This is a genomic window from Billgrantia bachuensis (assembly GCF_011742165.1).
Taxonomy (GTDB): Bacteria; Pseudomonadota; Gammaproteobacteria; order Pseudomonadales; family Halomonadaceae; genus Halomonas; species Halomonas bachuensis.
Window position 1 is genome coordinate 1 of sequence record NZ_JAAQTO010000032.1, and the last position, 21,117, is coordinate 21,117.

General features: G+C 60.9%; 19 protein-coding genes. 6 read left to right on the forward strand and 13 right to left on the reverse strand.

Annotation, left to right across the window (positions count from 1 at the left end; translation table 11 throughout):
• The 7 genes from HBJ55_RS12430 to HBJ55_RS12460 all read right to left on the reverse strand — a co-directional run.
• Positions 1-771, reverse strand: a 771-nt coding sequence (locus tag HBJ55_RS12430; protein WP_167115103.1) for an NAD(P)/FAD-dependent oxidoreductase, incomplete at its 3' end; no start/stop codon positions are given.
• Between the two features lie 9 nt (positions 772-780).
• Entirely contained in the window at positions 781-1,575 is a 795-nt protein-coding gene (locus HBJ55_RS12435; RefSeq protein ID WP_167115106.1) for an ABC transporter permease, read from the reverse strand.
• 14 nt (positions 1,576-1,589) lie between these two features.
• On the reverse strand, positions 1,590-2,492 hold the full coding sequence (locus HBJ55_RS12440; RefSeq protein ID WP_167115109.1) for an ABC transporter permease: 903 nt from the start codon (positions 2,490-2,492) through the stop codon (positions 1,590-1,592).
• Positions 2,485-3,549 (reverse strand): ABC transporter ATP-binding protein, encoded by a 1,065-nt coding sequence (locus tag HBJ55_RS12445; RefSeq protein WP_167115112.1) that lies wholly within the window; start codon positions 3,547-3,549, stop codon positions 2,485-2,487. Before HBJ55_RS12445 ends, HBJ55_RS12440 begins: the two co-directional genes overlap by 8 nt.
• 81 nt (positions 3,550-3,630) lie before the next feature.
• Positions 3,631-4,665, reverse strand: a complete 1,035-nt coding sequence (locus HBJ55_RS12450; RefSeq protein WP_167115114.1) for an ABC transporter substrate-binding protein — start codon at positions 4,663-4,665, stop codon at positions 3,631-3,633.
• Between the two features lie 146 nt (positions 4,666-4,811).
• Complete coding sequence (locus tag HBJ55_RS12455; protein WP_167115117.1) at positions 4,812-5,738, reverse strand: LysR substrate-binding domain-containing protein; 927 nt, start codon at positions 5,736-5,738, stop codon at positions 4,812-4,814.
• Between the two features lie 265 nt (positions 5,739-6,003).
• On the reverse strand, positions 6,004-6,936 hold the full coding sequence (locus tag HBJ55_RS12460; RefSeq protein WP_167115121.1) for a LysR substrate-binding domain-containing protein: 933 nt from the start codon (positions 6,934-6,936) through the stop codon (positions 6,004-6,006).
• Positions 6,937-7,032: 96 nt separating this feature from the next.
• Between HBJ55_RS12460 and HBJ55_RS12465 the strand changes: the two genes are divergently transcribed.
• Both HBJ55_RS12465 and HBJ55_RS12470 read left to right on the forward strand, forming a co-directional pair.
• Entirely contained in the window at positions 7,033-8,154 is a 1,122-nt protein-coding gene (locus tag HBJ55_RS12465; RefSeq protein WP_167115124.1) for an NAD(P)/FAD-dependent oxidoreductase, read from the forward strand.
• A gap of 66 nt (positions 8,155-8,220) precedes the next feature.
• Entirely contained in the window at positions 8,221-8,970 is a 750-nt protein-coding gene (locus tag HBJ55_RS12470) for a transporter substrate-binding domain-containing protein (RefSeq protein ID WP_167115127.1), read from the forward strand.
• Positions 8,971-9,207: 237 nt separating this feature from the next.
• Here the strand turns inward: HBJ55_RS12470 and HBJ55_RS12475 are convergent, their stop codons facing one another.
• The 6 genes from HBJ55_RS12475 to HBJ55_RS12500 form a co-directional block, all read right to left on the reverse strand.
• Complete coding sequence (locus HBJ55_RS12475; protein ID WP_167115130.1) at positions 9,208-10,149, reverse strand: CobW family GTP-binding protein; 942 nt, start codon at positions 10,147-10,149, stop codon at positions 9,208-9,210.
• Positions 10,150-10,235: 86 nt separating this feature from the next.
• Positions 10,236-10,544 (reverse strand): cupin domain-containing protein, encoded by a 309-nt coding sequence (locus HBJ55_RS12480; RefSeq protein WP_167115133.1) that lies wholly within the window; start codon positions 10,542-10,544, stop codon positions 10,236-10,238.
• Between the two features lie 8 nt (positions 10,545-10,552).
• The gene (locus tag HBJ55_RS12485) at positions 10,553-11,875 is read right to left on the reverse strand and encodes a TRAP transporter large permease (RefSeq protein ID WP_167115136.1); all 1,323 of its coding nucleotides are present in this window, start codon (positions 11,873-11,875) and stop codon (positions 10,553-10,555) included.
• Positions 11,862-12,431 (reverse strand): TRAP transporter small permease subunit, encoded by a 570-nt coding sequence (locus tag HBJ55_RS12490; protein WP_167115138.1) that lies wholly within the window; start codon positions 12,429-12,431, stop codon positions 11,862-11,864. The genes HBJ55_RS12485 and HBJ55_RS12490 overlap by 14 nt, the downstream gene beginning before the upstream one ends.
• A gap of 14 nt (positions 12,432-12,445) precedes the next feature.
• Positions 12,446-13,492 carry a TRAP transporter substrate-binding protein DctP gene (gene dctP / locus HBJ55_RS12495; protein ID WP_167115141.1) on the reverse strand — a complete coding sequence of 349 codons (1,047 nt, stop codon included), beginning with the start codon at positions 13,490-13,492 and terminating at the stop codon, positions 12,446-12,448.
• Positions 13,493-13,523: 31 nt separating this feature from the next.
• Positions 13,524-15,128, reverse strand: a complete 1,605-nt coding sequence (locus HBJ55_RS12500; RefSeq protein ID WP_167115144.1) for an amidohydrolase — start codon at positions 15,126-15,128, stop codon at positions 13,524-13,526.
• A gap of 93 nt (positions 15,129-15,221) precedes the next feature.
• On the opposite strand from HBJ55_RS12500, the gene HBJ55_RS12505 reads away from it, so the two are divergent.
• The 4 genes from HBJ55_RS12505 to HBJ55_RS12520 all read left to right on the forward strand — a co-directional run bounded on the left by HBJ55_RS12505 (position 15,222) and on the right by HBJ55_RS12520 (position 21,095).
• Entirely contained in the window at positions 15,222-16,145 is a 924-nt protein-coding gene (locus HBJ55_RS12505; protein WP_167115147.1) for a LysR substrate-binding domain-containing protein, read from the forward strand.
• Positions 16,146-16,252: 107 nt separating this feature from the next.
• The gene (locus tag HBJ55_RS12510; RefSeq protein WP_206022577.1) at positions 16,253-17,986 is read left to right on the forward strand and encodes an amidohydrolase; all 1,734 of its coding nucleotides are present in this window, start codon (positions 16,253-16,255) and stop codon (positions 17,984-17,986) included.
• 35 nt (positions 17,987-18,021) lie between these two features.
• Positions 18,022-19,653 (forward strand): 5-guanidino-2-oxopentanoate decarboxylase, encoded by a 1,632-nt coding sequence (locus HBJ55_RS12515; RefSeq protein ID WP_167115150.1) that lies wholly within the window; start codon positions 18,022-18,024, stop codon positions 19,651-19,653.
• Positions 19,650-21,095: an aldehyde dehydrogenase family protein gene (locus HBJ55_RS12520; RefSeq protein WP_167115154.1), complete on the forward strand. Its 1,446-nt coding sequence runs from the start codon at positions 19,650-19,652 to the stop codon at positions 21,093-21,095. The genes HBJ55_RS12515 and HBJ55_RS12520 overlap by 4 nt, the downstream gene beginning before the upstream one ends.
• Positions 21,096-21,117: the final 22 nt, after the last annotated feature.

Sequence of the window (21,117 nt, forward strand, 5' to 3'; positions counted from 1 at the left end):
TGAACCCTCCCCTGTCTGGCGAAGATACGTGGTCGGAAGATTCAGCAAGGGGCGCATGCGCTCAGTGACAAGGATCTCGCCTCGATTGGGTACCAGTGGAGCATGCAGCCCAACCTGGGGAGCCAGGAGACGGTTACCGAGACCGGCAGCGAGCACCACGCGTTCCGCCTGAACTCGTTCCCCTTCACGCTCGATTACGAAGCTGTCCCCGCTCTGATGTACTCGGCGAACCCTGCTGCCAGGCAGGAAAGTACCGCCGCAGCGAAGAAAGCCGGCCTGCAACCCGCGTAGCAGATAGAGCGGATTGGCATGTCCGTCCCAGCGCGACCATGAGGCTCCCGTGACACTCTCCCCGATTTCCGGAATCATCTCGCGTAGCTGCTCATGGTCGAGCATGGCGAAATCAAACTGCCCGTCAGTCGCCTTGGCCAGCGAGGTCAGATCAGCCTGCCGCAGCTCCATCTCCTTCTGGCTATAGCAGAGATGCACGCCTCCCGGGGCTTGGTGTTGAGTTGCTACTCCAGTGAGCTCCCAGAGTTCTTCCGAGAGACTGTGCCACAGGGATGCAGAGCTCATGCTCCACTGTGAGTAGCTCGGAATTTCGAGCCCCTTCCCCTGAACCCAGACCAGCCCGAAGTTGCCTCGAGAGGCCCGATAGGCAACATCGCCCTCATCGAGTACAGCGACCCGGTGGCCGGCCTTGGCCAGGCCATAGGCAATAGCACTGCCTACTAATCCGCCTCCGACGACAGCAAAATCATAGATATTCATTTAATCTCTTCATCCTTTGCCGATCAGGACTTTGTCGAGTCCATAGATGCGGTCCAATATCAGAACCAAGAGGGCCGTCAGCACGATCAGCACGGTTGAGACAGAGGTAATCAGCGGGTCGATGGTGTGAGCGATGTGGTTGTACATCTGGACAGGCAGCGTCGTCGTACTAGGAGACGCAACGAAAATCGTCATCGACAGTTCATCGAAGCTGGTGGTGAAAGCGAGAATCCAGCCGCCAGCAACGCCCGGCAAGATAATCGGCATGGTGACACGCCTAAAAACCGTCCATTGACTGGCGCCCAGTGACAGCGCGGCCTGTTCGACTCGTCGGTCCATGCCGAATACCGATGCCATCACCAGGCGCATGGTGTACGGCATGATGATAATGACATGGGCCGCCACCAAGGCGTAAAAGGTGCCATAGACACCGATTCGCGAGAAGAAGCTGAGAAAGGCGACACCCAGCACCACATGCGGAATCATCAGCGGTGAAAGAAACAGGCTTACTAGCGCCTCGCGCCCCCGAAACTGGTAGCGAGCGATGGCCAAGGCAGCAGGCACAGCGAGTACGGCAGAAACGCTGGCAGCACCGATGCCAAGATAGAGGCTATTCCAGAATGCCTGAACAAAGCTGCGGTTCTCGAGAATGGCTCGGAACCACCTGAGCGAGAAGCCGTCTGTGGGATATGAGATATAGCCATTCGGTGTGAAAGCGACCAGCATGACGACGACAAGCGGTGCCATCAGGAAGATCACGAATAGCGTGTGAAAACACAGGGCCAGTTTTCCATTGTTTTGCATATGAATGTCTCCTTCTAGCCCAGTGTCCGGCGGAAGCGCCGTTCCATCATGCGGTTGTAACTCATCACCACGACCACATTTGCGACCAGGAGAATAACTGCAATGGAAGCACCGAGGGGCCAGTTCATGGTGTTGAGATATTCGTCATAAGCTGCGGTAGCTGCGACTTTAATCCGTCGCCCGCCAAGTATGGCCGGAGTGGCAAATGCGCTTGCTGCCAGAGCGAATACAATCAAACTTCCGGAGAGTATGCCGGGCAGGATCTGCGGCACTACGACTCGACGGAAGACCGTGGTGTGGCTGGCACCTAGTGATAATGCCGCATGTTCCACGGAAGGATCGAGTTTCTGCAAGGCAGCCCATACCGAGATCACCATAAAGGGCACTAACACGTGAACCAGCGCCAGAATGATACCGGCATGGGTATACATGAGGTTACCCGTGCTGGCGTCGGCAATGCCCAGAGCTTCCAGGGTTTTTCCCAGCAGGCCATTCCCGCCGATGAGCAGTACCCAGCCCAGGGTTCGCACTACCACGGAGATCAACAGTGGCGTCAAGGTGACAACAAGGAACAGTGACCGCCATGGGCTACACATTCTTGAGAGTATATAAGCTTCTGGCACACCAATGGCGATACACAGCACTACTACAGCTACGCTAATGGCGTAGGTTCGAAAGAATATTTCATGGAAGTAGCTGTCCTTGATGACCTCTATGTAGTTCGCAAGGCTGAAGGTAGCAATGATTCCTTCAGCATAATCAAAACTATTGAAACTGAGCACCAAGGTCATCAGCAACGGCATACCCAGCAGCATCAGGAAGAATATCGATCCTGGAGCGCTCAATAGCCATGGAATCAGCGACTTTGGACAAAACCGTGGTGACGTCGCTGGAAGAGTCGAAGCGAGTTCAGCCATGGACTTTCTCCTCAAGTAACCGAATGGCACCGGGAGACCAACTGACACCTACGTCATCACCAACCGCGACGCCTACTTTCCCTAGGTTGGGCTGGGTGATGAATAATTCACCGGCACTGCTGTCGACCTGGTAGAGCCAGTGGTTACCCAGGAACAACCGAGTCTTCACCCTGCCTTTGAGCTTGCCGCTCGCACAATCCGTCAATTCGAGCTTCTCGGGACGAATGGATATCTGCACCTGGTTGCTGGTACGAGGACCATCCAGCGTGAGGTCGAGAGTCGCATCACCCAAGCGTATGGCTGTCTGGTCGCCCTGCTTCTTCCCGATCAGACCAGTAAGAAGGTTGGTCTTGCCGACGAATGAGCTGACGAAGGCGTCACTAGGCCGTTCATAGGCATTGAAGGGTTCATCGACTTGCACCACGCGCCCTTGGTTCATGACAACAACACGGTCACTGAGGGAAAGGGCTTCGGACTGGTCATGAGTGACCATAAGTGTGGTCGTACCGACCTGCTGTTGAATATTGCGCAGCTCGATCTGCATGTCCTCCCGAAGCTTGGCATCGAGGTTGGACAGAGGTTCATCGAGCAACAAGAGCGGTGGTTGGATCACGAGGGCACGCGCAAGCGCCACGCGTTGACGCTGCCCACCGGAGAGCTCCCTGGGGTAGCGGTCCTTCAGCTGGTCGAGATGGACAAGCTCTAGCACCTCCCCTACCCGCTGCCGGCTTTCGGCTTCAGGGACACGCCGCATTTCCAGCCCGAAGCGCACGTTATCAACCACCGTCATGTGCGGGAAAAGAGCATAGGACTGAAATACGATCCCAATTCCTCTTTCATTCGGCTTGCGGTGAGTGATGTCGTCACCGTCCATGAGGATACGACCCCGGGTCGGCTCTACAAACCCGGCAATCATCTGAAGGGTGGTAGTCTTGCCACAGCCAGAGGGTCCAAGAAGTGAGACGAACTCTCCTTTATCGATCTCCAGTGAAATATCTTCAGCGGCTGTGGTGGGCCCATAGCATTTGGTTAATGACGTAAGGCTTAGATAGCTCATGGTAGGACTCTCCCAAACCCCTGCCTGGCGGCAATTGGCAGGCAGGGGTCATCAGTCATGGAATTGATGAATTGGCTTGAATCAACGCTCGACGCGACGATTCCAGCGGTTGGTCCATTCCATGCGCTGTGGATTGATAGTGTCCCAGTCCACCGAGGTCAGCTGATCGATACGGTCACCGTAGGGCAAGCTCGCTGCCAGTTCGTCATCAAGCTCGGTATATCGATTTGATGGTCCCCAGCCCTGAGTGTCCGCGAGGATAGCCTGGATTTCAGGAGAGAGCAGGTGTGCCATGAAAGCTCTGGAGAGTTCGTCCTCACCACTGCCATCAACAATGCAGCCTGCTACCATCAAGGCAACGGCTCCTTCTTCAGGATAAGCAAATTTCACAGGAAATCCGGTATCTGCCAGTGCCTGTACACGCCCACTCCCCCAGACCGAAAGTGCAATCTCCTCATTCTGGAAAAGCTGCGACATCCCGCCTGCAGAAGTTTCGAAGCTGAGGATGTTCGGAACGACTGAATCCTGAATATATTCGAAACCAGGATCGATATCGTCCTCACCATCGCCGTTCAATCTGGCTGCCATAACCAGGGCATGCAGCCCGTAAGTATTACTAACCGAAGGAACGACTATCTTTCCTTGGAATTTTTCGTCGGCCAGGTCACGCCAGGAAGACGGCGGCTCCCACCCGTTCCTCTCAAACATTTCTGCGTTGTAGGCAAAACCGGATGCCACCACACCCACACCTACGGCGTTGTCATTAGCAAACCGGGCGATGTCATAAACATCGTCCAGCGCCTCCAAGCCGTTCATGGGTGCGCAAAATCCTAGATTCACGGCTTGATACATTGGCCCATCATCGAGCAGAACAACATTGAGCTCCTGCTGGCCTGCCTGGGCTTGAAGCCGAGCCAGTGTGTCAGTGGAATTACCGGCAACGTATACGATATCGACATCATGCTTTTCTTGAAAGGCAGGAATGATGGATTCCTTCATCGCATATTCCGATGAGCCACCATATGCACCTATATACAGGGTATCTGCCTGTACTGATGCTGCTGCAAGGCCAATCACGCCAGTCATGGATGCAGTGAGTAGTACCCGTCTATTCATGCTTGGGATCCTTGAGTTTGTTTTTGTAAGGTCAGTCAATATCGACAGGGACTGAGCCATTCATGATTGCTGCAATGCCATTCGACACCACGCCCTAGAAGCTAGCACCCCAAAACTATGCAAACTAATGCCATTTTATGGCCAATCTATTCATTGATGTTATAGGAAGCATCGTCTTCCGCATCGATCAACCGCTGGAGCTGGGCTTTGGCATCCTCCAGGAATTCCATTGCCAGGCGTGCCGGAGGACGGTAAGCAGGAAGAACTGCGCTGTAATGAAAATCGATCGCAGGAAGGAAAGGTTTCGATACCAACCCTTGCTTGGAGTAAAAACTTGCCGTCACGGGATCGATCAGCGATACACCGGCACCCGCTTTTACCAGCTCGCACGCTACGCTGGAAAGCTGTGTCTCTATGCGCATGCGCCGTTTCACACCCGCTGCATGAAAGGCCTGATCGATGAGAGGCCTGACATCCTGTAGCTGGCCCAAGGAAACGAATGGCTGTTCCTCCAGGTCCTGGACATGTATGACCCGCTTCTTAGCCAAGGGGTGAGAAGGCTGCATCATCAGCCGAAGGTAGCCTGTTACCAGAGGCAAGATGGTTACTGCCGGATCCTCGATGTGCATACCTATGAATCCCAGGTCGCACTGCTGAGTTCCGACCCACTCCAGAACCCGTTGAGAACTGTGTGCTTGAAGGGAGATGGTTATGCCCGGATGCCGTGCAGAAAAGTCATGGACCATGTTCGGAAGTACGCTCAATGCCAACGCTGGCATGCAGCTGATGAACAGTCTTCCGGTGCGGAACTCGCGGATCTCCTTTGCGGTTTCAGTGATTTTTTCAAGCCCCACGAAGGCTCGCTCGACATCCTCATAGAGCGCCTGCGCTTCTGGAGTCGGGACCAGTCGGCCCTTGTCTCGCTTGAACAAGGAAAATCCCACGTGATATTCGAGGTCGGCGATGAGCCGGCTCACGGCAGGCTGTGAGACGTGAAGCGTCTGAGCAGCACGGGTCACGGTCTTATGCACCATAACTGCCCGGAACGCTTCGATCTGACGGAGGTTGACCATCTTGTTGCCTATTGGATTGGACTCAATTGTCCCAGCATATTCAGCTTGAAAGGTGGGCACAGTCGAAAATGGCCGATCCCCTCATCTCTCAGCAGCGAGCGAGGCGCTCTTAGTCACCCGAATATTCAGCGGCAATGCACACAGGGATTCTGGCCAGGCCGTCGTGAAAGCTAACATTGCCGATACCATACGAACCAATACATAGAACTGGCCATCTCATTCGGAGATGTTATAGGTTCTGGGCGATAGGGAGAGGAGCGAGTGCTTACGCAGGCCGTTCAGCCACCGGCAACTGGATCGAGGTGACCTGTTCGAAGCCTTGCCGGAAGGCGGCAACGAAATCCCGGGCAAGCCGCGACAGCGGCTGGTCGCGCGGCGTCAGCAACGCAAAATCTTCGCCCAGATTGGGCTCGAAGGGGCACAGCGTCAGCGAGTCCCCACCAAAGGCCCTGGCGCTGATAGGATCGAGAATGGCGAGACCTCCTCCCCTGGCAACCAGGCGCGCGGCTTGAAGCGCCAGTGAGACTTCTATTCTCCGGCACGGCTGTATACCTTTTTCTTCCAGCAATCCATCGAGCGCCCGACGCAGCGGATCCTGGGGCTCGAAGCAGATCAACGTCTGATCTTGCAGATCCTCTGCATAAATTCTCTCGCGCGCGGTGAGCGGGTGCTTGTTTGGTAGTACGCACAAGCTATCGAGGCGAAAATGTTCACTGTTCACGCGGTCGTCGTTGTCAGCCACGATGGCAAAGCCAAGATCGCTTCGCTGGGTGATGACATCCTCGACGACCTGTTCGGAGCGAAAGGTGGCCAGTTCGATCCGGGTATCTGGGTGGTCAGGGGCAAACTCGGCCAGGACATCGGGTAAAAAGGTTATCCCGAGGAGAGGCATGGCGCTGATTCTCAGCCCCCCTATTTCTCGCTCTCGTATCCGTCGTGCTGTATCACGCAGATGATCGATGCCAGTCCATACGCGCTGTACTTCGCGATGGAAGAGGCACGCTTCAGGAGTGGGTATCAAGCGGCCGCGCACCCGCTCAAATAGATGAAAACCCAAATCATGCTCGAGCTGCTTGAGCAGGCGGGTGACTCCTGGCTGGGCGATGAGCATACGCCTTGCCGCACCGGAAACCGTGCCGCATTCCATGACCAACTTGAAAGCAAGCACCTGCTTATCGCGAAGATGGGGAAGCTTCATAATATTTGTGTATCGTCATGACAATAATTGGTATTGGATCGTATACCGTTCGCCTCGCTATCGTCGATGGCATTCCACTTACAAGAAACGGACGGCATGCAGCAGGATTTCCTAATCATTGGTGGTGGCGTGGTCGGCATGGCGGTGGCCTATGGTCTGCTGCGTGCGGGCTGTCGCGTTACGGTGCTCGATGGAAGCGACGACTCACTGCGCGCCTCACGAGGGAACGCCGGTCTCACCTGGGTGCAGGGCAAGGGCGCAGGCATGCCAGCCTATGCCGAACTCAGTTTCGAAGCGAGCCTGGCCTGGCCTGAGTTTGCCGCTGAACTCGAGGGGCGCACCGGGTTAGACCTCGAATACGAACACAGGGGTGGAGTCGATCTCTGCTTCAATCAGGAGGAAGCAGAGGCACGTCAGCGCGAGTACTCGGCGATCCAGTCGACATCCCCCTACCTGGCGCGACAATTCCGTTGGCAATATCTCGACCGTACGTCGCTTGCCTCTTACCTCCCGGGGCTCGGCGAAGGCGTGCACGGTGGTACCTGGTCGCCCCATGACGGCCATTGCAATCCCCTGTATCTACTGCGCGCGCTGTTTTCAGCCAATCTCGGGCTCGGGCTCGATTATCGTCCTGGCTGCGAGGTGCACTTGCTCACTCCCCTCATGAATGGCTTTCGAGCGGCGACCACGCACGGCACCTACGAAGCTGAGCGCCTTATCCTTGCTGCTGGTCTGGGCAGCGCAGCATTGGCGCCGATGCTGGGGCTCAGTGGGGCGGTGCGTCCCGTGCGCGGCCAGGTCTTGGTGACTGAACGCCTGCAAAAAATTGCCCAACTGCCGACCCCACAGATTCGACAGACGGCTAGTGGCGCGTACTTGATCGGGGACACTCAGGAAGAGGTCGGTTTCGACAGGGGGGTGACCCTGCCGGTAATGCAGCAATTGGCCGATCGCGCGGTGCGAATCTTTCCGTTTCTCGCCCATGCGCGACTGGTGCGCTCGTGGGGGGCGCTGCGCGTAATGACACCGGATGGCCACCCTCTCTATGAAGCTTCACGGCAATACCCCGGGGCCTATGGCCTAAGCAGCCACAGCGGTATCAGCCTGGCAGCCTTCCATGCCGGCCGTCTGGCCGAATCCATCCTGCAAGACAACCTAAGTCACGAATACGCAAAGTTCTCCGGCGCGAGGTTCTCTCGCTCCGCCCTCAACCCATAGCGGCATAACAAGATCGGCCCGGAATCACCCACGCACATACGACAAAACAAACTGCGAGGATACAAAATGCGAATTCATTCCCTCACCACTCTGCTGTTGTCAGCTGCCCTGCTCGGAGGAGGAGCCAATGCAGAAGATAAGCCGCTGCGCATCGGTGTCGATGTACCCTATGAGCCCTATCAGTACAAGCTGCCGGACGGCACTATTACTGGTTTCGAGGTAGAACTCGTCAATGCTGCCTGCGAGCGGATGCAGCGCGAATGCGTATGGGTCGAGCAGGCCTGGGATGGCATCATTCCGGCGCTTCAAGCGCGAAAGTTCGACCTCATTGCGTCGGCGATGAACATTACCGAGGAGCGCTCTAACCAGGTTCTGTTCTCGGATCCGTATTATCAGGTGCCTTCTGTCTGGGTCGGCAAGGCTGGCGCCGAGCACGATCTGGATGGCCCGCTTGAGGACACGGCGATAGGCGTCCAGCAAGCGACCATCCAGGACGAGTACGTAACTCAGTTCTACCCTGATGCAGAGATCCGGCGCTACGCTGATTCTGGTTCGGTGGTTGCCGACATGCACGCTGGACGACTCGACCTGGTCTTCACCGCGTTCCCCCTGGCCCAGAGGACTATGTTCAACGATGACCGTTTTACACGGCAAGGAGAACTGGTGACCGGCCCTGAATCTATCTACGGACCGGGAATCGGCGCCGCATTCCGTCAACGTGATGGGGCATTGGCAGAAGCATTCAACGAGGCCATGGCCGGATTGAAAGCAGACGGCACCTTCGATCAGGTCTTCGAAAGCTACTTCGGCGACTAGATTGTATATTCTTCAAATCATGAGGAGGCTGGTAGGGCATTGCCCTCCAGCCTGGGGCTGTGTATGAGATTATTCCGTCTACATTGATGTTTTGCTGCCAAGTCCAAAGGGCTCATCGGCAAAAGGATACGGTCGATCCATTCAGGCTCGAGGCCACCCAAGCGTTACAGCCACCCCTAGAACCTCCGGCTGCGACTGCAGGTCAATCTCCTCCGCTCACCTTCAGCCCATCTTTACTTACAACCTATCCAGCCTTTGAGTCAGCCACTCCCAAAGCGACGGCGAGGCCTCGCCGATAAAGACCAGCTGGCTCTCGCCTTTCGACCAGTTTTCAAGCTCTCGGCTGGTCAACCGCCCCGCCGCACGCTGCAGCGCCAGCACGCGACCGTCCTCCAGGCGGACGACTCCCTTGAAGCGCAGGATCTGCTTGGGCATGTCATGCAGTAGCGCACTCAGCTCATTCATGTCGACGGTACCCTCGCGCTTCCAACTGAGCGTCTTGAGCCCCAGGGCTTCGATGCTCGTCGCCGGGGAAGGCTCCGAGCGCACGCGGCGAAACATCGGCGCCTCGCTCGATGCCGGCCAGAAGACGAAATCCGCCGGCAGCGCTGCCTGGGTGGTTCTCACGTGACGGGAGCCGGGCAGCAGGATGGCCTGCTCGAGCCTGGCGATGTCCTGCTCGTCCACCAGGTCGACCTTGTTGATTACCACCAGGTCGGCATTATCAATCTGGGAGCCCACCAAGTGCCGCAGGGCCGGGCTCAGGTCGGCATGATCGAGCGCCGCATCGACCAGGGAGATGACGGCCTCCAGCCGGGCCCTGGCCCGAATGCGCGGGTAGTGCAGGACATTCACCACCCGCTCCGGATCCGACACCCCGCTGCACTCGATCAGCAGATGGTCGAGCTGCCCTCCGCGTCGCTTGATCATCGATTCGATGGAAGCGGAGAGTTCACCCTGCAGGCTGCAGCACACACAGCCATTGCTCAGGGTGATCAGGTCGTCGCGACGCTCGTCGACCAGCGCCTCGTCGATATTGAGCGCGCCGAAGTCGTTGACCATGACCCCGAGCCGACGACCGTCGGCATGCTGCAGCAAATGATTCACCAGGGTCGTCTTGCCGGCCCCCAGGAAACCGGCCACCACGGTGACACCGAGCTCGGCGGGCTTGTCCTGCATGGTGCTTCCCTCAATCACGCTGCAGGACGCCAGGCAGCAGGCAGAGCATCTCGTTGCCACCCAGCGGCTGGTTGAACGTTGCCATGTTACTTCTCCTCCCGGCTCGCCTTGAGTTCGATCTCGACGAAGGCGAAATAGCCTTCGCCCGCATTGATGACGTTGTGCTCGACGCCGGCCAGGCGGCGATAGGAAATGCCGACCTTGACCTCGCTCTCGTGGAATCCCTCGACGGTATGCAGGCGCATCACCCCATCTACCAGCGGTATCACGATGTAGTCATGGGGATGGCGATGCCAGCCGGTTTCCGCGCCGGGAGCAAAGTCCCAGCGCGTCACGATGATCTTGTCATCCTCGAGTTGACGTGTCGGTTCGGCCGACGGCGGTTGGTGCGTCATGGGACCTCCTAATCGAAAATGAGGCCGGGCAGCCACAGGGCGATCTGCGGAAACATCACCAGCAGCACGATGCCGAGTATCTGCATGGCCAGGAACGGGACCACCGAACGGTAAAGGTCGCCGGTCGTGACCTCCGGTGGCGCCACCGAGCGCATATAGAACAAGTTGTAGCCGAAGGGCGGGGTCAGGTAAGCACTCTGCATCGCCAGCACGAACAGCGTGGCAAACCAGATGGGATCGAAGCCCAGCGCCTTGATGATCGGCACGTAGAGCGGCACCGTGATGAACAGAATGGCTGAATCGTCCAGGAACATGCCCAGCACCAGGTAGCTGAGCAGAATCACGCTGAGCACGAGGTAAGGGCTCAGTTCGGCGGCCATGATCTGGCCTACGATCGCCTGTCCGGCCCCCAGGGCGATATAGATCTTCGAGAAGATCACCGCGCCGATCATGATCCACATCAGCATGCCCATGATGCGTGCCGTGCTGAACAGCGCACTGTTGAGCATGGTGACGTTGAGCTTGCCGTGGGCCAGGGCGCAGAGCATGGCACCGCAGGCGCCCAGGGCCGACGCCTCGGTGGGTGAGGCCACACCGACCGCCATGGTCCCGAGCACCACGGCAATGAGGGCGCCGGGCAGGATCATGGCCTTCAAAGCGACGACCTTCTGCCAGAAGCCGATCCGCTCGGAAGCCTCGATGGGCGGACCCAGCGCCGGGTTGCGGTAACAGCGAATGCCAATGTAGAGCATATAAATCCCGGCCAGCATCAAGCCAGGCATGACGCCAGCGGCGAACAGCTTGCCCACCGATTCGCGGGTCAGGAAGGCGTAGAGGATCATGACCAGCGAGGGCGGGATCAGAAACCCCAGCGCGCCACCGGCCATGATGGCGCCTGCCGAGAGCTGCTTGCTGTAGCCGCGCTTGAGCATCGCCGGCAGCGCGATCAACCCCAGGCTCACGGTAGCAGCACCGGTAATGCCCACCATGGCGGCAATCAGGGCGCAGATCACCACGGTTCCCATGCCCAGCCCGCCGCGCACGCCGCCCATGATCTTGTAGATCATCTGGAAAAGGTCGTCGGCAATACCCGATCGCTCCAGAATCATCCCCATCAGGATGAACAGCGGCAGTGCAACCAGTATGAACTCGTTCATCAGGCCGAAGACCGAGGGCAGCATGATGCCGAGGCTGTCCGGCCCCCAGATCCAGTAGCCGAAGCCGACGCCCACTCCCATCAGGGTCCAGGCCAGCGGCACCCCGAAGAACATCAGGGTCAGCATGGCGCCGAACATCAGCAGCGTCAGCAATATTGGGTCAATGCTTACCATCGGAATCCCCCCGGCTCTCGGTGTCCTGACCGGTCGAGGGATCGGTCTCCAGGGGGTGCCCAAGCAGGGTACAGAGGTGGCGCAGGGTATTGGCCAGCATTTGCAGCATAATCAGCAGCACGGCCAACGGAATCATCACCTTTACTGGCCAGATGATCGGTGCCCAGGTGCTGCGGAAGGAGCGCTCCTGCATGGCCACCGACTGCATGGCGAAGTCGTAGGCGCTCTCCAACAGCAGCGACAGCAGGATCAGCGTGAGCACGCCGATGAGAAAGGAAACCAGCGCCTGGCCCTTCGTCGAGAGGCGCTGGTAGAAGATATCGATCCGCACATGGCCATGCCACTTCTCGGTATAGGCCCCGGCCAGAATGGCATAGACGCCATAGGTCAGGGTCGAGGCCTCATGCGCCCAGTTGGTGGGCGAGCGCAGCAATTGCCGCGCCGCCACCTCATACACCAGGATGCAAACCAAGGCGAAGCCAAGCCAGGCAACGAACCGCCCGAGCCACTCGCTCAGGCGGTCCTGCCAGCGGATCCAGGCATGAAGCAGATGCATCGCTGGACTCCCGGTCACTCGAGGCGACCCTTGTCACGGGCCATGTCGCGGATCATCTCGATGGCCTCGGCGGCTCGCGGCGACTTCTCGGCCTCGGCATCCCAGACTTCCTGAGCCGCCTCGGTCATCGCCACCACGTCGCTTTCGGGCAGGGTGGTGATCTCGAACATATGGGCCGCTTCCTCGTTCCACTCGACGAACTTCTGGTGACGGTAGTCGGCCCACTCGGCGGTGACGTCCATGAACGTTTCCTGAAGGTCCTCCGGCATGCGGTTCCAGACGTTCTGGTTGACCAGCACGTTGTCGACGAAGCCCGGGTAGAGCATGTTCATTTCGGTGTAACTGGTGGCCACCTCGTTGAGCTTGAGCACCGAGTAGTCATAGGGGCCGCCATAGATCAGACCATCGATGGCGTTGGTACTCAGTGCGATGTAGAACTCCTGCGGCGGAATGTAGACGGTAGGAATGTCGAAGTGGTTGAGCACCGCCGAGACGGAGGGGGTCGCACGGATCTTGAGTTCGCTCAGGTCGGCCAGGGATTCGACCGGCTCCTTGGTGAGGAGGTCGAACTTGCCGCCGTACACCGGCACGGTGTAATGCACGCCCTGCTCGGCATAGTTTTCGGCCAACAGTTCACCGAGGCCACGCTCGTTCCATAGCTCCTTGGCTTCGTCGAGATCGGTCCAGGCCATGGGAATGCCCGACTCGAGCACCGCGGTATCCATCTGCCCACCCCAGTAGCCGCCGTAGCCATAGATGGCCTGCAGGGTGCCGCTGCGCAGTGCCGAGAACATCTGGTCGTTGGGTACCAGCTCGCCGCCGCGGAAGATGTTCAACTTGATGCGGCCATCGCTGGCCTCATGCAGCATGTCTTGAAGACGCTGGAAGATCGCGTCCTCTTCGGTGCCAGTGTAACGCTGCATGCGGATCTCGATGACGTCGCCGTCCTGGGCCAGTGCGACGACCGGAAAGGCCAGGGCACTGCCCGCCAGGGCCAGGCACGCCAGGCCGGCCTTGATGGAAGTGGTAATGGGTCGAATGGCGAACTTGTTGTTATCCATGGTGTTCTCCTGCTGATAGGAAGCGTCAAGCCTACCGGGGTGCCTGGGAGCACTCATTGGGTGCCGGAATCACCCAGTCGTTTTCACCACGTGGCGTGGTAATGTATTCGGGCCAGCGGAAATGAATCGGCGGTTCGTAGTCGCATAGCGGGGCCAGCCATTGATCTCCGCCGATGCCGCCACCGGTACGCCGTTCGAACTCGGCCTGCGCTGCGCTCAGCGCCTCCGGCTGCTGGAACAGGTCGAGCAGGGTCAGCCCCACCGTCTTCGCTGCCGTCTCGATCATGGGGTCGATGCACGGCGCCAACCCGCCCAGGGCGTTCATCACCCAGTCAGGGTAGGCGCCGCCATCGTCGCGGGGTGCCAGCGCCGGCCGCCCGATGTAGAGGCGCACGGTCGGCGCATGCCAGCTGTATTCGGTGTAGTCGTCGGAGGTGAAATGGGTCTGGTTGGGCGGCAGTATCTGACGCAGTTCACGCTCCGCGTCCTGCGGCTTGCGCAGGGTCTCGATATCGGCCAGGAAGGGTTTCTCCATCGGCGCCATGCCCAGGTTGGCCTGGATCCGGCGGGCCAGCTCGATCGCCTCGTCGCCCAACCGCGGCGCGCCGACCCGCTCGAGGTTGGCGTAGGTCAACTCGGCCAGTGCATGGTTGGGCAGCCCGGGGCGCGACTTGGCGACCCAGTGGCGCTCGACCCGGCAGTGGGTCAGCTTGGCCACGGATTCGGCGATATGGTCGAGCCCCCTGACCACGTGTTCGGCCTGTTCCACCGACGAGACGCGAATGAAGTACTGGATCTGCGACATCTGCGCCGCCAGGTTGTCGGCGGTGGCCTGGCCGGCGTTCAGGATCGCCTCGTTCATCGACCAGTTCAGGCCGCTGGCCAGCACGTGCTCGCGCAGTGCCTTGGCGTTGGTATACATCTGGGTGACGGCGTCGTTGGCGCCGGGGGCGCGAGCGCTGGCATGCGAAGCCGCGATGGGCGAGTGGCTGCCGCGAGTCATCCAGGTCTCGGGGCTGTCGCACAGGAAGGTATAGATGACCCCGTAGGCGGCGCCGCAGTGAGTGTCCCAGCGCGTGGTATTGCACAAAGGCAACATGTAGAAGGGATGGAAGCTGATCGCCGCATCCAGGTCGTCGTAATAACCGCGCGCCGCATGAATCGGCTTCGAACCGCGCACCTTCTCGGCCGGCTCGCCGAAGAATTTCAGCTTACCGCCGATGCCCTGCTCCTTCATCATGGCCTGCATGGCCAGAAAGCCCCCCAGCGACCCCATGCCCAGCGCGGAGTGCGGGTCGGTGTGGCCACCGGCCCAGGGGCTCAGGTTGTCGCGGGGGCGTTTCACCACGTCGGCCGCCTGGCAATTGCCCGGCACCGCATCGTACTCGGCGTAGCCGCCGAGCGTGGGGCCTTCGCCGTTACTCCAGGTGGCGCAGAAGGCCGTGGGCATGCCGCCCGAGCCCTCTTCCACCTCGAAGCCATGCTCGCGCAGCAGGTCGACATAGAAGCGCGCCGAGCGGTATTCCCGCCAGGCGGTTTCGGCGTAGTGCCAGATGGTCTGGTTCCACTCGGAAAGCTTGGGCATCAGCGCTTCGACGCGCCGGGTGAGAGCATCACGTTGAGTCTGCGTGGTCATTCAGGCTCCTCTCGGGAGTGTTGTTGCTTTGAAATCCACTATAGAGCAAACTCAACTCATCAAAAGTCAAAAATAATCATCGGATTGGTCAAAATGGCTCAACAGAAAGCGAACCATCTCCCTTCGCTGCAGGCCTTGCGCGCCTTCGAGGCCCTGGCCAGGCTTGGCAGCCTGACCGATGCTGCCGACTATCTCAGCCTTACCCGCAGCGCCATCAGCCACCAGCTGCGACTGCTGGAAAGCCAGCTCAACCTCCGCCTTTACGAGCGTCGTGGACGCGGGGTGATCCTGACTCCGGCGGGACAGCTCTATGCCGGTGAGGTACGTGAGGTGCTCCAGAGTCTCGAGCGAATTCACGCCAACCTGCCGGACCAGGAGTACAACGGTCACGTGCACGTGTGCATGCCGCCCGGCTTCGCCGCCAGCGTCATCAGCCGCCATATCAACGATTTCTATCGTGCCTATCCCACCATTCGCCTTCATCTGAGCACCAACCGCGAAGACGAGACGATCAATCAACCCAACTTCGATCTCTTCGTGGTGTTCAGCGACGGCGTTCACACCGATCATCATGCCGAGCTGCTGGCACAGCCGATGTACCACCCCGTGTGCAGCCCGACACTGCTCAACGAACTCGACATCACCCACCCTCGCGACCTGGATCGCGCCACCCTGCTGCATCTGCACGATGTCCACGACTGGCAACTGTGGCTGGCAGCCTGTGGCGGCAAGCACCAGATCAAGGTGGAATCGGGGCTGTACTTCTCGAACATCCTGCTGGTGCTGCAGGCGGCCCTGTCCGGCCAGGGAATCGCCATCGGCGATGACGTGGTATGTGGCGACAGCCTGCGTCACGGCCAGTTGGTTCGCCCCTTCGGCGAGAAGATCCCCAGCGATCGGGCCTACTATCTGGTCACGCCGCATAGCCGGCTGGAAGACCCCAACGTGCAGGCCTTCAGCGACTGGATGAAGAAGCTGTTGGAGAGCTTGCTCGGCGCTTCTGCCGTGTCCAGTTGAGCGATTGAAGCGGCAAGAACGTTCACCTCAGGCGCAAGAAATTAACACCTCATGGCCTTTTTCACTGGTTTAAGGTGAATCTTGCACAACAATTAGAGGTGATTGCCATGTTCGATCCCTGGCGCTCCAGCCATGCGCCCGCCCCACGCCATGCCGATATCGTGCTGCAAGGGGGCAAGATCTATACGCTCGATCCCGCACGCCCCTGGGCCGAGGCGCTGGCCATGGCCGGCGGTCGACTGTGCGCCGTGGGAGACGACAGTGCCATGCAGGAGTGGATCGGCCCCGATACCCGCGTGATCCCGCTGGGCGGTCGCTTCGTCATGCCCGGCCTGCACGACATGCATACCCATCCGGACCTGGGGCTGGCCGCCAAGTACGACGATTCGCTCAAGATCGGCATCGAAGACCCTACTCCCGAGCAGGTCAAGCAGGCCATTCTCGACTATGCCGCCCATCACCCCGGCGACGGCTGGATCCATGGCGCCTATTTCGTACGCTACACCTTTCGCCAGGCCGGGCTGACGCCAGGCCGGGAATGGCTGGACAGCTTCATGTCCGACCGCCCCGTGGCCATCCTCGACCGCATGTGGGGCACCATGATGGTCAACAGCAAGGCGCTGGCCCTGGCCGGTATCGACCGCCACACTTCGGACCCGCGAAATGGGTACATGGAGCGCGACCCGCTGACCGGTGAACCCACTGGCCTGATGATCGATGGCGCCTATGCCATGATCCACGCCGCCATGCCCCCCACGCCGGTGGAGGTGCTGCGCAAGGCCTATCAGGAGGGCCTGCACTTCCAGACCAGCCGCGGCGTCACGGCGACAAAGTACGTGCATGTCTGCGAGCAGCGGCTGACCGCCCTCAAGCAGCTCGACGATGCCGGCAAGCTCAGCCTGCGCGTGGAGGCGGCCATCAGCTGGCAGGACGACATCTTCCCGGTCAAGCGGCGCTGGGAGCTGCTGTGCGGCGAACGCCACTACTACGCCAGCAGCCGCCTGAGCGCCAATGCCGTCAAGTTCCACTTCGACGGCACCGTGGAGCCGCGCTCCTCCTTCCTGCTCACGCCGTGGGAGCGCGGCGACGACTGGCGCGGCAAGATCAATCTCACCCCCGAACACCTGCGCGACATGCTGGTCGACATGGACCGCCGCGGCATTCGGGTCATTGCCCACTGCACCGGCGACGGCGCCTCCGACCTGTTCCTGGATGCGGTGGCGGCCACCCGGCGCACCAACGGATCCAGCTGCGTACGCCATCAGTGCGCTCACAGCACCATCCTGCACGACGCCAACCTCGCCCGCTTCGCCGAGCTGGATGTCATCGCCGAGTTCTCCCCGGCGGCCTGGTATCCCTCGCGCTTCACCTCCGGGGCCCGGGCCGGCTATGGGCCGGAGCGCTTGTCTCGCGCCTACAATCTGCGCGGTGTGCTGGATGCGGGCGGTGTGGCGGTCTTCGGAACCGATTTCCCGGTCGCCTCCATCGACCCCTGGTTGGCCCTGGAGACATTAGTGACACGGCAGAACCCATGGGAACCGGGGGAAGAGCGCTTCGGTACGCCGATCGGCCTGGAGGAAGCGCTGCGCGTCGCCACGCTCAACGGCGCCTATGCCATGGGCCTGGAGCATGAAACCGGCTCGCTCGAAGTGGGCAAGTCGGCCGACCTCATCGTGCTCGACCACGATCCTTTCTCGCGCGAGGTGCGCGGCAACCTGCATCGTACCCAGGTCGAGATGAGCTTCCTGCAGGGCCAGCCGGTCTACGACCGCGACCGCACGCTGATCGATTTCGATCTGGAGGCCACCTGGCACGGCCAGCCGCCTTCGCTGGCCTCGTGACACGCCACGTCAATGCCGCTTTACGGAGTCATGACATGACCTGTGCTGAACTACTCATTCGCCTGCTGCGCGATCGCTACGGTGTCGATACGCTATTCGGCATCCCCGGAGTCCATACCGTGGAGCTCTACCGCGGGCTCGAGGCGAGCGGTGTGCGCCACGTCACGCCGCGCCACGAGCAAGGCGCCGGCTTCATGGCCGACGGCTACGCCCGGGCGACGGGCCGGCCCGGCGTCTGCCTGATCATCACCGGGCCCGGCATGACCAACATCGCCACCGCCATGGGCCAGGCCCTGGCCGACTCGGTGCCCATGCTGGTGATCTCCAGCGTCAACCGCCGGGACACCCTGGGCCGCGGCCAGGGCCGACTGCACGAGCTGGAGAGCCAGCGCAACCTGGTGGCAGGCGTGGCACGCTTCAGCCACACCCTGCTCGATCGCGACGGTCTGCCCGAAGTGCTGGCCCGGGCCTTTGCCGTCTTCCAGGGCCAGCGGCCGGGACCGGTGCATATCGAGATTCCCATCGACCTCTTCGACGCCCCCGTCAGCTCGCCGCGGGAGTGGAACGCACCGACAATCTACCCAGCGGCACCCGACCCCGATGGGCTGGCCCAGGCGGCGCAGTGGCTGCGTGACGCCCAGCGCCCGCTGGTGCTGCTCGGTGGTGGCTGTGTCAAGGCACCCGCGGCGGCAAGGGAACTGGTCACGCGCCTCGACGCGCCAACGGCGACCACCATCAACGCCAAGGGCCTGCTGGGTGATGCGCACCCGCTCGACCTGGGCGCCAATACGGGGCTGCCGGCCGTGCGCCGGCTGGCCCACGAGGCCGACGTCATCCTGGCCATCGGCACCGAGCTGGGCGAGACCGATTACGACGTGGTCTTCGACGACGGCTTCGCCCTTACCGGCCGGCTGATTCGCATCGACCTGGATGCCCAGCAGTTGGTGCGCAACCAAGCCTTGTCACTGGGCCTGGTCGGTGATGCGGCGCAGGCCATCACGGGACTGCTCGAGCATTTCCCCTGCCCGCTGAACAAGCAGGGCGTCGCGCGTGCCAGCACCACCCGCGACGCCCTGAACCTGGCCCAGGACTCTACCCTCGCGCCCTTCGTGCCGCTGTGCGATACGCTGCGCGAGGTACTGCCGGAGGCCATCTGGGTAGGTGACTCCACGGCCCCGGTCTACGCCGCCAACCACTTGCTTGCGCTACCGGCTCCGCGCCACTTCTTCAACGCCTCCACCGGCTACGGCACGCTGGGGTACGGCCTGCCGGCGGCGCTGGGTGCCCAGCTCGGCCAGCCGCAGCTGCCGGTAATTGCCCTGGTCGGGGATGGCGGGGTCATGTTCACCCTCTCGGAGCTGGCCACCGCCGTCGAATACCGCCTGCCGGTGGTGATCCTGCTGTGGCATAACCACGGCTACGAGGAGATTCGGCGCTACATGGACAATCACGGCGTCGAACGCCTGGGCGTCGACATTCAGGCGCCCGACTTCATCACGCTCGCCAGCGGATTCGGCTGCCTGGCCACGCGGGTCGACTCGCCTCCCGAGCTGGCCAAGGCGCTCGAGAGCCGCCCCTCCGACGGCCCTTTCCTCGTCGAGATCGACGCCAGTGCCTGGATGGCCTGGTGCCATGACAACGCATCCGCGGCCAAGGAGCTTTCATGACGTTCCTGACGCAGCAGTTCATCGACAATCAGTGGGTCGCCTCGGCCAGCGGGCAATGCCTGCCGGTGACCAATCCCTATACGGAGGAGCGAATCGCCGACGTCACGACCGGTCATCCGCGCGACGTGGATACCGCCGTGGACGCGGCCAAGAGCGCCCTCCCCGCCTGGCAGGCGCTCAGTGGTGCCGAGCGCGGCCGGTATCTCGAGGCGTTCGCCGAGGCGCTGGCGCGCCGGCGGGATGAGCTGGCACGTGTGTCGTCGACCAATAACGGCAAGGTGCTGGCGGAAGCGTACATCGACCTCGACGACGCCATCGTCTGCTACCGCTACTATGCCCGGCAGGCACGCGCCCTGGACGCCCGGCAGGGCGAGCCGGTGCGTCTCGACATGGAAGGTGTCGAGGCGCGCTGCTATCACGATCCCGTCGGCGTCGTCGGGCTCATCACGCCGTGGAACTTCCCGCTGGTGACCAGCGCCTGGAAAGTCGCCCCGGCTCTCGCTGCCGGCTGCACCGTGGTGCTCAAGCCCTCGGAAGTGACGCCGCTACCCGAGCGTGCCCTCGCCGAGATCGCCATAGAGGTCGGCCTGCCGGGGGGCGTTCTCAACCTGCTCTTCGGCGACGGCCAGGGTATCGGCATACCGCTGTGCGCCCATCCCGATATCGACAAGATCTCCTTTACCGGCAGCAACCGGGTAGGCGAAGCGGTGATGCATGCCGCGGCCGATCGTACCGCCAGGGTATCGCTGGAACTCGGCGGGAAATCGCCCGTGCTGGTGCTGGAAGATGCCGACCCCGAACAGGCCGCGGATTGGGTGATGGCGGGAATCTACTACAACGCGGGACAGATCTGCTCGGCAACGTCGCGGCTGCTGGTTCACCAGGACGTGGCGGAGCCGCTCTATGCGGCCCTGGCGCAGCGCATTGATGCCCTCGAGCTGGGCGACCCGTTGGCCGAGGGTAGCGACATGGGCCCGCTGACCAGCGCACGGCAGCGCGACGCGGTGCAGGCCTACCTCGCCATCGCCGAGCGTGAAGGGCTGGTGGCGGTGCGCGATGCACGCCACCACACGCTGCCTGAACGCGGCTTCTTCCTGGCACCCACGCTCTACCGCGACGTACCCACGACCAGCCGTCTGTGGCGAGAGGAAATATTCGGCCCGGTACTCTGCGCCCGCAGCGTGGCAGACGAAGCAGAGGCCATCACCCTCGCCAACGACACCGACTTCGGCCTCGCCGCCACCGTGATCAGCGGGGATCCAGAGCGGGCCCGACGCATCGGCCGCCAGCTCAAGGCCGGCAGCATCTGGTACAACAGCGAACAGCTGGTGCTACCCCAGACCGGCTGGGGCGGTTTCAAGCGCAGCGGGATCGGCCGGGAACTGGGGCCCTGGGGCCTGGCAGCTTTTCTAGAAGTGAAGCATCTGATAGGGCCCTGCTAGATTCCAATCAAAGGGTTGAGGT